Annotated in this window: 11 protein-coding genes; 2 read left to right on the forward strand and 9 right to left on the reverse strand. The window is 53.8% G+C overall.

Going from position 1 to position 16551, the window contains the following annotated elements; genetic code table 11:
• Nucleotides 1-7 precede the first annotated feature (7 nt).
• From SK38_RS13525 to acnB, 5 genes are all read right to left on the reverse strand, one after another.
• Nucleotides 8-991 (reverse strand): D-threonate 4-phosphate dehydrogenase, encoded by a 984-nt coding sequence (locus tag SK38_RS13525; RefSeq protein WP_082196955.1) that lies wholly within the window; start codon nt 989-991, stop codon nt 8-10.
• Nucleotides 981-2252 carry a D-threonate kinase gene (gene dtnK / locus SK38_RS13530; protein ID WP_048236124.1) on the reverse strand — a complete coding sequence of 424 codons (1272 nt, stop codon included), beginning with the start codon at nt 2250-2252 and terminating at the stop codon, nt 981-983. Before dtnK ends, SK38_RS13525 begins: the two co-directional genes overlap by 11 nt.
• Nucleotides 2249-3202 (reverse strand): 2-keto-3-deoxygluconate permease 1, encoded by a 954-nt coding sequence (locus SK38_RS13535; protein ID WP_008786218.1) that lies wholly within the window; start codon nt 3200-3202, stop codon nt 2249-2251. Before SK38_RS13535 ends, dtnK begins: the two co-directional genes overlap by 4 nt.
• Before the next feature lie 180 nt (nt 3203-3382).
• Nucleotides 3383-3745 (reverse strand): protein YacL, encoded by a 363-nt coding sequence (yacL, locus tag SK38_RS13540; RefSeq protein ID WP_020996227.1) that lies wholly within the window; start codon nt 3743-3745, stop codon nt 3383-3385.
• Between the two features lie 174 nt (nt 3746-3919).
• Complete coding sequence (gene acnB / locus SK38_RS13545; RefSeq protein ID WP_008786215.1) at nt 3920-6517, reverse strand: bifunctional aconitate hydratase 2/2-methylisocitrate dehydratase; 2598 nt, start codon at nt 6515-6517, stop codon at nt 3920-3922.
• 448 nt (nt 6518-6965) lie between these two features.
• Here acnB and SK38_RS13550 point away from each other — a divergent pair, with 448 nt between their 5' ends.
• Both SK38_RS13550 and SK38_RS13555 read left to right on the forward strand, forming a co-directional pair.
• On the forward strand, nt 6966-8552 hold the full coding sequence (locus SK38_RS13550) for a DUF3300 domain-containing protein (protein ID WP_048236125.1): 1587 nt from the start codon (nt 6966-6968) through the stop codon (nt 8550-8552).
• 10 nt (nt 8553-8562) lie between these two features.
• Nucleotides 8563-9357, forward strand: a complete 795-nt coding sequence (locus SK38_RS13555; RefSeq protein ID WP_048236126.1) for a DUF2950 family protein — start codon at nt 8563-8565, stop codon at nt 9355-9357.
• 63 nt (nt 9358-9420) lie between these two features.
• On the opposite strand, the gene traT is transcribed toward SK38_RS13555, so the two are convergent.
• From traT to aceE, 4 genes are all read right to left on the reverse strand, one after another.
• Nucleotides 9421-10152, reverse strand: a complete 732-nt coding sequence (gene traT, locus SK38_RS13560) for a conjugal transfer complement resistance protein TraT (RefSeq protein ID WP_048236127.1) — start codon at nt 10150-10152, stop codon at nt 9421-9423.
• A 194-nt stretch (nt 10153-10346) separates the two neighbouring features.
• Nucleotides 10347-11771: a dihydrolipoyl dehydrogenase gene (lpdA, locus tag SK38_RS13565; protein ID WP_003829486.1), complete on the reverse strand. Its 1425-nt coding sequence runs from the start codon at nt 11769-11771 to the stop codon at nt 10347-10349.
• Nucleotides 11772-11946: 175 nt separating this feature from the next.
• Entirely contained in the window at nt 11947-13836 is a 1890-nt protein-coding gene (gene aceF, locus SK38_RS13570) for a pyruvate dehydrogenase complex dihydrolipoyllysine-residue acetyltransferase (protein WP_048236128.1), read from the reverse strand.
• A 14-nt stretch (nt 13837-13850) separates the two neighbouring features.
• The gene (aceE, locus tag SK38_RS13575) at nt 13851-16514 is read right to left on the reverse strand and encodes a pyruvate dehydrogenase (acetyl-transferring), homodimeric type (protein WP_048236129.1); all 2664 of its coding nucleotides are present in this window, start codon (nt 16512-16514) and stop codon (nt 13851-13853) included.
• Nucleotides 16515-16551: the final 37 nt, after the last annotated feature.

Genomic DNA, 16551 nt, shown 5'->3' on the forward strand with positions numbered 1-16551 from the left:
CAGTAAATTACGCCAGTTGCATTGCCAGTTTGATCGATACGGCCATGCTCTCAGATTTTGCTTTTCCCGTCCAGGCGATATCAAATGCCGTACCGTGATCGGCAGAGGTACGAATAAACGGTAAACCTGCTGTGATATTTACACCATCATAGAAACCCAGCAATTTCAGCGGGATATGCCCCTGATCGTGGTACATCGCCACCACCATGTCATACTGACCTTCATAAGCCTGTAAAAACACGGTATCCGGAGGGCACGGACCGTAAACATCCATCCCCTTCGCTTTCATATTCTCAATCGCGGGTCCGACAATACGAATTTCCTCATCGCCAAACAGGCCATTCTCTCCGGCATGTGGATTCACCCCCGCAACGGCAATACGCGGGTGTGCAAAGCCTACGCGCTTCAGGAAGGTATCCGCGATACCAATCACCGTTTCGACACGTTGCCCATTGAGCGTATCAAGGAATTTGCGCAGAGCGATATGCGTCGAAACATGGATAACTTTCAGCTTATCGGTGTACAGCACCATCGCATAGTCGCGGCTTTCGGTCAGCGTTGCCAGCAGTTCGGTATGCCCAGGATAATTGTGTCCGCCGAGATGCAGCGCTTCTTTGTTCAACGGCGCGGTCGCGATGGCATGTACATCCCCCTTCATCGCCAGTTCAGTCGCCCGCTTCACACAGCGATAGGCCAGATCGCCCGCCTGCGCCTGCACTGTACCTGGGAGCAGTTCGTCAGGTTTCGCCAGCGGTTCATCAATCACATGAATCGTATCTGGCGTGAATCTGGCATCGGCGACCTGTTCAATAGCGCGAAATGTTACTCCGTCAGCCAGCCCCTGAGCCTGTAACCGCTGCAGCGTTTTTAGGCACCCAACCACCACCAGCGGTGCACCATTAAGTTCATCTTCGCGTAGCGCTTTAACAATAATTTCCGGACCAATCCCCGCCGGATCTCCCATCGTAATCGCAATTGTTTTAGTTACCACGGTACATCTCCTCAATAAAATACAGCGCATCGCAAAGGGTCGTATCAGAACCGAATCCACCCGCTTTGGTAATAACCGGCAAGTCGTCAATCTCGCTATTCACAAACGTTCCGCACGGAATACAGGGGGCGACCTCACTGTGGATGCGATACCCTTCAGCACCCAACGCACTGGCGACCGCCGTGGCAATATCGCCTCCGGTCAGGAACAATCCGCCGATACGTGCTTGTTCAATAATGCGCAGCGTTATCTCCCCTAGACGCTGACTCAGCAGTTCTCCCAACTGCTGGCGACTCATCCCCACGTTGAAACACAGCGTGTCGATCATGTCCCGGTCTTCTGCACATCGACTGGTGCGTAAGATCGTGTGCTGCTGCTGGCTCAGTTGCGCGCAAGCCTGTTCAATAACAGAGTCCATTTCCGGTGCAAATGACGATGCAACCAACCGCGCGGCATCGATATCAACGACTTTTGCCCGACCCTGACACACTGCTTTTTCCACCTGACGTCGCGTTGCCTCACTCATTGAGCCAGCCACAACCAACACCGGTAATTCCTGCTTTTCTTGCATAAACGTTGCGGCTGGTAGCGCATTGGCCAGCCCTGCCGCCCCTACGAGCAGCGGCATCTGTTTTTGCTCACAAACCGCCTGCGCAATGAGCGCGAGATCTCGCTCTTCCACGGCATCCACCACCACCATACATTCGCCGGCTTTTGCAAAAGCGCTCAGCAGCGCACTCAAACTTCCCCGACGCACATCCACCAGCGACACCTCATGTACAGGGACATCGCTTTGCAGCGCGACCAGTTCAGCAATACGCGAAGAGTGAATAGGCGTTTTTGGATCGCTGGCGAATTCCGTTTCCAGCAGCGGCACACCATGGACCAGGCACAAGCCATCCTGCGTGGTGCGCCCGGCAGCAGGAATTGCCGCCGCAATCACGGCCAGCGTCCGATCGGCTGTACGCATGGCTGCAGTGACTTCAGCCCCCACATTGCCACGAAATGTCGAGTCTATTTTTTTGTATACCAGCGGTATTGCTTCGCCCTCACACCATGGCGCTAACGCTTGTTGTACAGCCGCGGCGGCCTGCGTTGCCGGCATCGCCCGGCTTTCCGTATTGATGACCAGAACATCGGCGCGGCGCGACGGTTTCTGCGCTGGGGTCAGCATTACTTCGGTACGCGCCCCTTTTTTCGCCAGCTGTACGCCGGTATCGTTAGAGCCCGTAAAGTCATCGGCGATAACGATCATTTTCATGCTTTCTTCTCCTGCACGGCCTGACGAGACTGCCTTTTCGCGACCCACGACGTAAGAATTGGCGTCAGAATGGCGGTTGTAATGACTGACGCAGCGATCAGCGGCGCTGCCGCAGCGGCAACCTCTGCCAGCGAGGGATCGGCCTGTGCTATGGCCAGTGGCGTCGCGACGGCGTTCCCCGCCGTACTGGATGCCGCAGCACCAGCAATACCACTCCCGCCAACCAGACGATCGGCACGAATGTTAAAGAAACCGCCCACAAAGGTGGTCAGCACGCCCAGCAGAATGCCCGCCAGACCGCCTTGCAGCAGCATTTCCAGGTTAATACCGGCTCCAAGTGCAAACGCAAAGAAAGGAATAAGCAGTGGACCACCTTTGGTCAGGAAGTCACGCATATTAGCGTCGAGGTTACCGAGGATCATGCCAACCACCAACGGAACAAGAACCGCCACCAGCGCCATGATAGGAATATTTGCCATACCCGCCGCGCCCAGCGCGATCATGGTAAAGAAAGGCCCGTCATTCAGAGACAAAATGGAGATCGCGCCGACATCACGTTCATTGCCAAACTCGCCAACCAGCGCCGCGTAAAGCCCGCCATTGGAGTTACTCATTGCCGCAATAATGGCAACACCGCTTAAGCCAAAGATGCCCTCCGCGCCAAACAGGTGTTCAACCCCGAGACCAATTGCAATCGCGACCAGTAACTTGGTCAGCGTAATCGTGCCGCCTTGTAGCAAAGCTTGCGGCGCCGCCTTTACGCTAATTCCCGCCCCCATACAGAGCAGGAACGCGCCAATCAAGGGAGCCGCGCCATTTTTAAATAAAGCCGTGGTGAATCCACCGATCTGCAACGCCTGCGGGGCAAAAGTGTTGATAATGGCACCGATAACCAACGGCACAACCATCATGCCGCCGGGTACGCGTTCTATTGCCTTCTTGATGTTCATGGTCTTCCCGCCTGTTGTTATGTTGTGATTAAACAAAATCACAACGATTATATTCAATCAAAATCAGATCACAAACGCGGCAGATCACAGTTTTTGAATGATTAATAAAAATCAAATAATCATTCGGACGAAAAAAAAGCCGGGTTTGTCTCACCCGGCTTCATTGATATCTGAAATATCTCAGGATTGATGCACAAATTCGCGGTATGCCGCCACAACCTGAAGAAAGTCCTCTACACCACAGAGCGAAAAACTTTCTTCGTCGTAGTAGCTCATCCCCTCTTCCATCTCATCGCCAGAGAACTCCAGCTGATTAGCGCGAACCATCACTTCTTCGCCATCCAGCCAGAGCGTGTATTCATGCCCTGCTCGCTGCCAGGAGCGCTCACTGCCCTTAACCGCACGCGCTGCCTGTTCCACTTCATCAAGTAAGGCCAGGTTTTCTTTCACTTCCTCATTAAACCAGTGCCCCACCACCTCGTGGCCCATGGACATACGCACTTTTACCACCCCGGTAATATCGCGCAGAAATTCGTAATCCATAATGTCTTCCTCTACTCCCGGCAATGCGCCAATACCGCATTGCGCCTTGCTGTAATTATCGCAGCAGCGCGGCAGAAAAAAAGCGTAGTGGGTATAAGGAATAGAAATAAAAATGCCCGGAGAAGCAGACTTCTCCGGGCATTGATGCGTTTTTACACAAAATGCTTTAGGGCATTACACCGCGGTCTGGAAAATCACACCATCGGCTTTCTCGGTGTACTGAGACAGCTGGTCGAAGTTCAGATAACGGTAAGTATCTACGGCCGTTTTATCTACCTGCGCCACATAGGTCTGGTACTCTTCCGCCGTCGGCAGTTTGCCGATCAGCGCCGCAACCGCCGCCAGCTCCGCAGAAGCCAGGTAGACGTTCGCCCCAGTACCTAAACGGTTCGGGAAGTTACGGGTAGAGGTCGACACCACCGTTGCGCCGTCGGCTACACGCGCCTGGTTACCCATGCACAGAGAGCAGCCTGGAATTTCGATACGCGCACCGCTCTTACCGAACACGCTGTAATAACCTTCTTCGGTCAGCTGTGCCGCATCCATACGGGTTGGCGGAGCCACCCACAGACGCGTTGGCAGTTGGCCTTTGTGCGCATCCAGCAGCTTACCAGCGGCACGGAAGTGGCCGATGTTAGTCATGCAGGAGCCGATGAACACTTCGTCGATCTTCTCGCCCTGTACGTCAGACAGCAGACGCGCGTCGTCCGGATCGTTCGGTGCACACAGGATTGGCTCTTTGATATCCGCCAGATCGATGTCGATCACTGCCGCGTATTCTGCGTCAGCGTCGGCTTCCAGCAACTGCGGATCCGCCAGCCATTTTTCCATGCCCTGCACACGACGTTCCAGCGTACGGCGATCGCCGTAACCTTCTGCGATCATCCACTTCAGCAGAACGATGTTAGAGCTCAGATACTCAACGATCGGCTCTTTGTTCAGCTTAATGGTACAACCGGCAGCAGAACGTTCAGCGGAGGCGTCGGTTAATTCGAACGCCTGCTCCACTTTGAGATCCGGCAGACCTTCGATTTCAAGAATGCGACCAGAGAAGATGTTCTTCTTACCTTTCTTCTCAACGGTCAGCAGACCCTGTTTGATCGCGTACAGCGGGATGGCGTGTACCAGATCGCGCAGGGTGATACCCGGCTGCATTTTGCCTTTGAAACGCACCAGAACGGATTCCGGCATATCCAGCGGCATCACGCCGGTCGCAGCAGCAAACGCCACCAGACCAGAACCTGCCGGGAAGGAAATCCCGATAGGGAAACGGGTATGGGAGTCACCACCGGTACCTACGGTATCCGGCAGCAGCATGCGGTTCAGCCAGGAGTGAATAACGCCGTCGCCCGGACGCAGCGACACACCGCCGCGGTTCATGATGAAGTCTGGCAGCGTGTGATGCGTGTTCACGTCAACCGGCTTCGGATACGCCGCAGTGTGGCAGAAGGACTGCATCACCAGGTCAGACGAGAAGCCCAGGCACGCCAGGTCTTTCAGTTCGTCACGGGTCATAGGGCCAGTAGTATCCTGAGAACCGACGGAGGTCATCTTCGGTTCGCAGTACGCGCCCGGACGGATGCCTTTCACGCCGCAAGCGCGGCCAACCATTTTCTGTGCCAGGGAGAAGCCACGACTGCTTTCCGCCACGTCTTTCGCCTGACGGAATACGTCGCTGTGCGGCAGACCCAGCGCTTCGCGCGCCTTGGTGGTCAGGCCACGACCGATGATCAGCGGGATACGGCCACCGGCGCGTACTTCGTCGATCAGGACTTCGGTTTTCAGCTCAAAGCTTGCCAGCAGTTCGCCGGTTTCGTGGTTGCGTACTTCGCCTTTGAACGGGTAAACGTCAATCACGTCGCCCATGTTCATGTTCGACACGTCCACTTCAATCGGCAGTGCGCCCGCATCTTCCATGGTGTTGAAGAAGATAGGTGCAATTTTGCCGCCGAGGCACAGGCCGCCGCCACGCTTGTTCGGCACATGAGGAATGTCGTCACCCATGAACCACAGCACGGAGTTGGTTGCGGATTTACGCGAAGAACCGGTACCGACAACATCACCCACATAAGCCAGCGGGTAACCTTTTTTCTGCAATTCTTCGATCTGTTTGATCGGGCCAACCACGCCCGGCTGATCCGGTTCGATACCTTCACGGGCGTTTTTCAGCATCGCCAGCGCGTGCAGAGGGATATCCGGGCGAGACCATGCATCCGGTGCCGGAGAAAGGTCATCGGTGTTGGTTTCACCCGTCACTTTAAAGACGGTAACGGTGATTTTTTCAGCCAGAGCTGGACGGTTCAGGAACCATTCGGCATCAGCCCAGGATTGCATTACCTGCTTCGCATATTCGTTGCCCGCTTTGGCTTTTTCTTCTACATCGTAGAAGTTATCGAACATCAGCAGCGTTGAAGAGAGCGCTTTGGCGGCAATCGGCGCCAGTTTTGCATCGTCCAGCGCGTCGATCAGCGGATGAATGTTGTAGCCACCCTGCATGGTACCCAGCAGTTCAATGGCTTTTTCTGGGGTAACCAGCGGGGAGGTGGTGTCGCCTTTTGCGACAGCGGCGAGAAAACCAGCTTTAACATAAGCGGCTTCATCTACGCCAGGAGGAACGCGGTTGATCAACAGGTCTAACAGGAATTCTTCTTCGCCCACAGGCGGGGTCTTCAGCAGCTCGACAAGTGCAGCCATTTGGGTTGCGTCTAAAGGTTTTGGCACAATCCCCTGGGCAGCACGCTCAGCTACGTGCTTACGGTATTCTTCTAGCACGACGATATCTCCTCGCTCTCATTGTCATAATGCGGCGCTTTTGTAGATGGGCGATTCTCTTCACGCTCCTGTGAGACAGTAGTTAGTAGGGTAAATGCCCGGTACCGCATAAGGCACAATAACAGGATTTTCATTAAGTGTTAATCCGTTTACAAAAAAGCAACATAAAAAATTGGCTGAATCGTTAAGAATGGTATAGCGACAAGGCGAGGTGAAATTAAGTCAGCTTAAAACCGCCCATAAACGGTTAATTTTCAAGCGCGATCGGCTGAATATTCCAGCGATTTTTCCGCCATCACATATAATTGTGTAATAAATACTCACACTCTTTTTTCGGACCTACCTGGTGAATCAACCATAAAAGTCAAAACTGTCTAACACGGGTGAATAATACTCGCGGCAACAGGAACGCCTCACGGCACAGCGCTCGTCTCGTTGGAGTCATTTTATGAAGTTGCCCCTTAAGCCACATCTGCTTGTCCTTTTGTGCAGTGCCGGGCTGTTTGCCGCCTCTGGCGTGATGTTTGTTAAAAGTCGCACAACGGAGCCTGCTGCTCCGGCCCCCGTTGCGCAGCAACCGTCAACACCGGCCCCAGCTCCCGTAGCGGCCCCCGCCCCGGTAGAGCAAACTGCACCCGCCGTGGCACCAACCTACTCGGCAGCACAGATCGATCAGTGGGTTGCGCCCATCGCGCTCTATCCAGACTCGCTGTTGTCGCAAATTTTGATGGCCTCAACCTATCCGGCTAACGTCATCCAGGCCGCACAGTGGTCAAAAGACAATCCCAAAATGCAGGGCGATGCCGCCATTCAGGCAGTTGCCAGCCAGCCCTGGGATCCCAGCGTGAAATCGCTGGTTGCCTTTCCTCAGTTGATGTCGCTGATGGGTGAAAATCCGCCGTGGGTACAAAGTCTGGGCGATGCTTTCCTCGCACAGCCGAAGGACGTCATGGATTCCGTTCAACGTCTGCGCGCGCTGGCGCAACAAACCGGCGCGCTGCAATCAACACCGCAACAGACCGTCACCACCGTGACCAAAGCGGCACCGGCGAAAACCGCCACCAGCACGTCGACGACCAGCACTACCACCACGACAAGCCCTACTGTCATCAAGATTGAATCCGCCGATCCGCAGGTGGTGTACGTTCCAACCTATAACCCGAACACGGTTTACGGTACCTGGCCGAATACCGCCTATCCGCCAACCTATCTGCCACCAACGCCCGGTGAGCAATTTGGTAACAGCTTCGTCAATGGTTTAGGCTTCAGCCTTGGTGTCGCCACAACCTATGCCATCTTCAGCAACATCGACTGGGATGACGACGACGACCACCATCATAATGATGACTGGGATAACCATGGCGGCTATAACCGCAACGGTGATAACAACATCAACATTAACGTTGATAACTTCAATAAAATCAGTGGTCAGCGCCTGACAGATGCCAACCGTACCTGGCAGCATAACCCGGCCTACCGTGAGGGTGTGCCTTACCCAAATAGCCAGCTCAATAACCGCTTCCACTCCACTAACACGGCAACCGGGTTAAGTTCGACCCAGCAAAGACCGGTCAACCGTGATAGCCAGCGTCAGGCAGCCCTGAGCCAGATGGAAAAATCGACGGGGAAAACATTCCCGCAAACGGCGCGTACGGGCACGAGAGACGCCCAGCGTCAGGCATCGAATCAACAACTGAAGCAAATTTCCCAACGTAATAACTACCGCGGTTACGATACCAAACCGCAAACCGCGAAGCGGACGAGCACTCAGCAGCGGGAGAATCGCCAGGCAGTCGCCCAGCGACAGGAGAAACGGGTCACGCAACCGGCGCAGCAACGCAATGTACAACAGCGCAATCTTCAACAGCGAACCAGCCAGCCACGCGCCAATGCGCTGAGCGGTAACGACAGTCGCTCCGCCAACTGGCAGGCACAGCAACAGCGAGGTGCCCAGAGCCGGCAGGTCGCCCGTAATCAGCCATCGCGCCAGCCTTCTGGCGGGCGTGCTGAACACCGTGAATTCCGTCATCGTTAAGGGAACCGACATGAAAAATAAACTACTCAGTGGAATGGTGTTGTTCATGGTTTCGGCCACCGCGATGGCACAACAATCCTTCAGCACACCAGACCAGGCAACAGATGCGCTGGCAAACGCTATCAGTGAGCAAAATGAAAGTGCAATGAGCAACCTGCTCGGGGAAAACTGGCGTGATTTTCTGCCGCCAGAAGGCGTCGATCCTGATGCGGTTGATCGCTTCCTGCGTGACTGGAAGGTACGCCATAGCACTGTCATCGACGGCAATACGGCGCATCTTGTGGTTGGGGACAGCGACTGGCAACTGCCAATCCCGGTCGTCAAAAACGCTTCAGGCTGGCAATTTGATATCAAGGAAGCGGCCGAAGAGATCCTGACCCGTGAGATTGGACGCAACGAACTTGCTGCCATCGAGGCGTTGCACGCCTATGTGGATGCTCAGCAGAGCTATTTTGCGTTGAACCAGAAATACGCGCAAAAGATTGTCAGTTCTGAAGGGAAAAAGGATGGTCTGTACTGGCCTGTTTCGCCGGGCGAAGCGCCAAGCCCGCTTGGCCCAGCCTTCAGTCCACAGGAGCCGGGCATGGGCTATCACGGCTATCGCTTCCGGATCCTTGCCGATAAAACCAGCGGTTTTGCCATGGTAGCCTGGCCCGTTAGCTACGATCACACCGGCGTGATGAGTTTTATCATTAACGGTGAAGACAAAGTCTACCAGGCCGATCTCGGTGTTGAATCACAGCAGAAAGCACAAGCGTTAACCACATTCCATCCGGATAAAAACTGGCAACCTGTAGCGCCCTGATACCGAGTCGGAAGGTTAGTAGGCCGGGTAAGGCATAGCCGCCCCCCGGCAACCCGCAACAAATTACAGGATGTTAGCGACAGATTTCGCCAGTTGAGCTTCCAACACCGGCTTCGCTTCTTCGAACTTCAGATTCACTTTGTTAGCATTAGACACAACGCGGGTCTGGTATTTTGCGCGATCGCCTTGTGCGCTGCTGGTTTGCAGCTTGATGCCAGATGTCCCTTGACGCAATGCAGCAACATTATCCGTTGTCACTTTCGCTTTGCTGCGTTCAGAGATTTGCAGGTCAGTAACCATGGTGTAGTTAACGTCTTCCACCATCGCATCCGCGGCCATGCCGATCAGCCCCGCCGCGATACCAACACCCAGCGCCGCACCAGAGGAGTTGCTGTTATAAGCGGTAATCCCCGCGCCCAGCGCTGCGCCCATCGCGGCACCTTCGTAACCTGTTTTCAGGAAGCCTTGAGCTTCACGCAGATCCATTTTGTCCGCTTTCAACACGTTCGCCTGCACCCAGTAATAAGCGCTGTCTGGCGAACTGGTCACTTTATACCCCTTCGCTGACAGGTCATTTGCCAGCAGGGTTTGCAGGTTACTCATGTCTTTGTCAGAGGTGTTTTTTACCTGAATGTAGACGGTCTTCTCGCTGGAAGGCTCCAGCCAGATGGTTTCACTCATCTGCGTTTTCACTTCAAGGTTACGTTTTTTAACGGCGGTGGTCATCGCACCACAACCGGTCAGCGTCATTGTCGCGACAACCATGCCAACAACCGCGATTTTTTTTAAAGACATGTATTTTCCTTTTTCGTGTAATAGAGAGTCCAGAGCCTCTTCTCCGTGCGGCCAGTAGCCACACAATGGCGAAAAAAGTATCGGCAGTTGCGCAATTTTTTTTAGTGGAAATATCAATGAGATGACTACTAAAACTGGTAGTTTTCAGGCAAAAAAAACGCCTCCGAAGAGGCGTTTTCACAAAAGCGGGAAGATTACTTTTTCTTCGCTTTCGGGTTTGGCAGGTCGGTAATGCTACCTTCAAAGATTTCTGCCGCCAGGCCCACGGACTCGTGCAGAGTCGGGTGCGCGTGGATGGTCAGCGCGATATCTTCTGCGTCACAACCCATTTCGATCGCCAGACCGATTTCACCCAGCAGCTCGCCGCCGTTGGTACCGACAATCGCACCACCGATAACACGGTGAGATTCTTTGTCGAAAATCAGTTTGGTCATACCGTCTGCGCAATCGGAAGCGATAGCACGGCCAGAAGCAGCCCACGGGAAGGTGGCGGTTTCGTAGCTAATGCCTTTTTCTTTCGCTTCTTTCTCGGTCAGACCAACCCATGCAACTTCTGGTTCAGTGTATGCAATGGATGGGATAACTTTCGGATCGAAGTAGTGTTTCTTACCGGCGATAACTTCAGCGGCAACGTGACCTTCATGAACACCTTTGTGTGCCAGCATCGGCTGACCGACGATATCGCCGATAGCAAAGATGTGCGGCACGTTGGTGCGCAGCTGTTTGTCAACGCGGATGAAGCCACGGTCGTCAACTTCCACGCCAGCTTTGCCCGCGTCGAGGTTTTTACCGTTCGGTACACGACCGATAGCGACCAGCACAGCATCGTAACGCTGAGCTTCGGCAGGGGCTTTTTTGCCTTCCATGGAAACGTAGATACCGTCTTCTTTCGCTTCAACGGCGGTCACTTTGGTTTCCAGCATCAGGTTGAATTTCTTGCTGATACGCTTGGTGAAGACTTTAACCACGTCTTTGTCGGCAGCCGGGATAACCTGGTCGAACATTTCAACCACGTCGATCTCTGAACCCAGCGCATGGTACACGGTACCCATTTCCAGACCGATGATACCGCCGCCCATTACCAGCAGGCGCTTAGGAACAGTTTTCAGTTCCAGTGCATCGGTGGAATCCCACACGCGCGGATCTTCATGCGGAATAAACGGCAGTTCGATCGGACGGGAACCCGCCGCGATGATTGCGTTGTCGAAGTTGATCACGGTTTTGCCGTTTTCGCCTTCAACTTCCAGGGTGTTTGCCCCGGTAAATTTACCCAGACCGTTAACCACTTTCACTTTACGGCCTTTGGCCATACCCGCCAGACCGCCGGTCAGCTGAGTGATAACTTTTTCTTTCCAGGTACGAATCTTGTCGATATCGGTTTTCGGCTCGCCAAAAACGATACCGTGTTCAGCCAGCGCTTTGGCTTCTTCGATAACTTTTGCTACGTGCAGCAGCGCTTTAGAAGGGATACAGCCGACGTTCAGACAAACACCACCAAGGGTGCTGTAACGTTCTACGATGACGGTCTCCAGACCTAAATCTGCGCAACGGAAGGCAGCAGAGTAACCTGCAGGGCCTGCCCCAAGTACCACGACCTGAGTTTTGATTTCAGTGCTCATCATGACCTCTTAATTTATACCCGTCGTCCAGCGGGTCGTTCTATCCGCCCGTATTTTACAAAATTGTTAACAATTTTGAAACAACAAACGGCAACCGATTTGTCTTTCGCACAATAACCTCACTGACTTCATGAGATTACCAGAAAAAAGCCGGCCGTCGGGCCGGCTTTTTCGCTTACATCACCAGGCGGCGAATGTCAGACAGCATGTTGTTGATGATGGTGATAAAGCGCGCACCATCCGCACCGTCAATTACACGGTGGTCGAAGGAGAGCGAAATCGGCATCATCAGACGCGGCATAAACTCTTTACCGTTCCACACTGGCTCCATAGAGGACTTGGAGACACCGAGGATAGCCACTTCCGGCGCGTTCACAATCGGCGCGAAGTGGGTAGTACCCAGGCCACCGATGCTGGAGATGGTGAAGCAACCGCCCTGCATTTCGCCAGCGGTCAGCTTGCCATCACGCGCTTTCTTGGAGATCACGGTCAGTTCACGAGACAGCTCGGTAATGCTCTTCTTGTTCACGTCTTTGAAGACCGGAACAACCAGACCATTCGGAGTATCAACCGCTACACCGATGTTGATGTATTTCTTCAGGGTCAGGCGCTGACCGTCTTCAGACAGGGAGCTGTTGAAGCGCGGCATCTGTTCCAAAGCTGCGGCAACGGCTTTCATGATGAAGACTACTGGGGTGAATTTCACGTCCAGTTTACGTTTTTCAGCTTCGGCGTTCTGCTGTTTACGGAACGCTTCCAGATCGGTGATATCGGTCTTATCGAAGTGAGTAACGTGCGGGATCATCACCCAGTTACGGCTCAGGTTAGCACCAGAGATTTTCTGGATACGGCCCAGTTCCACTTCTTCGATTTCACCAAACTTGCTGAAGTCCACTTTCGGCCAAGGCAGCATGCCCGGGATACCGCCACCTGCTGCTGCAGCCGGAGCCGCTTCAGCACGCTTGATAGCGTCTTTCACGTAAGCCTGAACGTCTTCACGCAGGATACGACCTTTACGGCCAGAACCTTTCACTTTCGCCAGGTTCACACCGAATTCGCGCGCCAGGCGACGAATCAGCGGCGTTGCATGAACGTAAGCGTCGTTTTCAGCAAACTCAGATTTGCCTTCCGCTTTCGCGGCCGGAGCTGCGGCTTGCGCAGGCGCTGGTGCAGCGGCCGGAGCCGGAGCAGCTGCTTGTGCAGGAGCGGCTGCAGGTGCTGCGCCTTCGACTTCGAAGACCATAATCAGAGAACCGGTTTTAACTTTGTCGCCGGTGCTGATTTTGATTTCTTTCACGGTACCCGCGAACGGTGCCGGAACTTCCATCGACGCTTTATCGCCTTCAACGGTGATCAGTGACTGCTCAGCGGCAATTTTATCGCCCACTTTAACCATCACTTCAGTGACTTCAACTTCGTCACCACCGATATCCGGTACGTTAACTTCTTTCGAGCCGGAAGCAGCCGGAGCCGCCGCTGCTGCTGGAGCAGCCGCCTGAGCCGGTGCTGCAGCAGGCGCTGCGCCCGCCACTTCGAAGACCATAATCAGGGAACCGGTAGACACTTTGTCACCCGTGTTGATTTTGATCTCTTTGACGGTACCTGCGAACGGCGCCGGAACTTCCATAGAGGCTTTGTCACCTTCAACGGTGATCAGAGACTGTTCAGCCGCAACGGTGTCGCCCACTTTAACCATGATCTCGGTAACTTCTACTTCGTCGCCGCCGATGTCAGGTACGTGTACGTCTTTCGCCGCAGAGGCAGCAGGTGCTGCTGCCGGAGCTGCTTCTTTCTTCTCTTCTGCCTGAACAGGTGCAGCAGCTGCTGCACCGTCGGCGGAATCGAAAATCATGATCAGTTTGCCGGTCTCAGTTTTGTCGCCAACAGAGACTTTGATCTCTTTAACGATACCCGCCTGAGGGGACGGAACTTCCATAGAGGCTTTGTCGCCTTCTACGGTGATCAGCGACTGTTCAGCTTCAACTTTGTCGCCTACTTTGACCAGGATCTCGGTGATTTCAACTTCATCAGCCCCGATGTCCGGTACATTGATTTCGATAGCCATTATTCTTTTACCTCTTACGCCAGACGCGGGTTAACTTTATCTGCATCGATGTTGAATTTGATGATTGCGTCAGCAACCACTTTCTTATCGATTTCGCCACGTTTAGCCAGTTCGCCCAGGGCCGCTACAACCACGTAGGAAGCATCAACTTCGAAGTGGTGACGCAGGTTTTCACGGCTGTCAGAGCGACCGAAACCGTCAGTACCCAGTACGCGATAATCATCAGCCGGTACATAAGTACGAACCTGTTCGGCAAACAGTTTCATATAGTCAGTAGATGCTACTGCCGGAGCGTCGTTCATCACCTGAGCGATGTACGGAACGCGCGGAGTTTCCAGCGGGTGCAGCATGTTCCAGCGCTCACAATCCTGGCCATCACGCGCCAGTTCAGTGAAGGAGGTTACGCTGTAAACGTCAGATCCTACACCGTAGTCGTTCGCCAGGATCTGTGCTGCTTCACGCACGTGACGCAGGATAGAACCGGAGCCCAGCAGCTGAACTTTACCTTTCTTACCTTCGAGGGTTTCGAGTTTGTAGATACCTTTACGGATACCTTCCTCGGCACCTGCTGGCATTGCCGGCATGTGGTAGTTTTCGTTCAGCGTGGTGATGTAGTAGTAAACGTTCTCTTGTTTCTCACCGTACATACGCTCCAGACCATCGTGCATGATGACCGCAACTTCGTACGCGTAAGACGGATCGTAAGAGATACAGTTCGGGATAGTCAGAGACTGAATATGGCTGTGACCATCTTCGTGCTGCAGACCTTCACCGTTCAGCGTCGTACGACCGGAAGTACCACCAATCAGGAAGCCACGAGCCTGTTGGTCGCCTGCCTGCCAGCACAGGTCACCAATACGCTGGAACCCGAACATGGAGTAGTAGATGTAGAACGGGATCATCGGCAGATCGTTGGTGCTGTAAGAAGTCGCAGCAGCCAGCCAGGATGCGCCTGCACCCAGTTCGTTGATACCTTCCTGCAGGATCTGACCTTTCTCGTCTTCTTTGTAGTAAGCAACCTGCTCACGGTCCTGCGGGGTGTACTGCTGACCGTTCGGGCTGTAGATACCAATCTGACGGAACAGACCTTCCATACCGAAAGTACGCGCTTCGTCAGCGATGATCGGAACCAGACGATCTTTGATCGACTTGTTCTTCAGCATCACGTTCAGGGCACGAACGAAAGCGATAGTGGTGGAGATTTCTTTGTTCTGCTCTTCCAGCAGCGCACCGAAGTCTTCCAGAGCCGGCAGTTCCAGCTTCTCGGTGAAGTTCGGCTGACGAGCTGGCAGGTAGCCATGCAGTTTCTGACGCTGAGCGTGCAGATAAGTGTGCTCTTCAGAACCTTCCGGGAAGGTGATGTAAGACAGGTTTTCAACCTGCTCATCGGTCACAGGAACGTTGAAACGGTCGCGGATATAACGCACGCCGTCCATGTTCATTTTCTTAACCTGGTGAGCGATGTTTTTACCTTCAGCAGTGTCACCCATGCCGTAACCTTTGATGGTATGGGCCAGGATTACAGTTGCTCTGCCTTTGGTTTCCTGCGCTTTTTTCAGTGCAGCGTAGACTTTCTTCGGATCGTGACCACCACGGTTCAGAGCCCAAATCTGCTCGTCAGTCCAGTCAGCAACCAGTGCTGCGGTTTCCGGGTATTTACCGAAGAAGTGCTCACGTACGTATGCGCCATCTTTGGATTTGAAGGTCTGGTAGTCACCGTCAACGGTTTCGTTCATCAGCTGGATCAGTTTACCGCTGGTGTCTTTACGCAGCAGCTCATCCCAACGACCGCCCCACATGACTTTGATAACGTTCCAGCCAGCGCCCGCGAAGATGCCTTCCAGTTCGTTAACAATCTTGCCGTTACCGGTTACCGGGCCGTCAAGACGCTGCAGGTTACAGTTGATAACAAAGACCAGGTTGTCCAGTTTTTCACGGGTCGCGATGGTGATCGCACCTTTAGATTCTGGCTCATCCATCTCGCCGTCGCCCAGGAAGGCGTAAACGGTCTGTTTAGAGGTATCTTTCAGGCCACGGTGTTCCAGATATTTCAGGAATTTAGCCTGGTAGATAGCACCGATTGGGCCCAGACCCATAGATACGGTCGGGAACTGCCAGAATTCTGGCATCAGTTTCGGGTGCGGGTAGGAAGACAGGCCTTTGCCATGTACTTCCTGACGGAAGTTGTTCATCTGCTCTTCAGTCAGACGACCTTCCAGGAATGCGCGTGCGTAGATGCCCGGAGAGATGTGACCCTGGAAGTACACCAGATCGCCGCCATCTTGCTCGTTGCGTGCACGGAAGAAGTGGTTGAAGCAAACATCATATACCGTTGCGGAGGACTGGAAGGATGCCATGTGGCCACCCAGCTCGAGGTCCTTTTTAGACGCGCGCAGTACGGTCATGATGGCGTTCCAGCGGATAGCAGAACGAATACGACGTTCCAGCTCCAGATTGCCCGGGTATTCCGGTTCATCTTCAACGGCAATAGTGTTTACATAATTGCTGGCCCCTGCACCTGCCGCTACTTTCACGCCGCCTTTGCGAGCTTCTGAAAGCAGTTGGTCGATCAGATACTGAGCACGCTCAACACCTTCTTCACGGATGACCGATTCGATCGCCTGTAGCCAGTCGCGAGTTTCGATCGGATCCACGTCATTTGGGAAACGTTCTGACATGGGGGTATTCCTTATCTATCTAATACGTTGAGTTATC

Source organism: Citrobacter sp. MGH110 (genome assembly GCF_001037515.1).
GTDB lineage: Bacteria > Pseudomonadota > Gammaproteobacteria > Enterobacterales > Enterobacteriaceae > Citrobacter > Citrobacter portucalensis.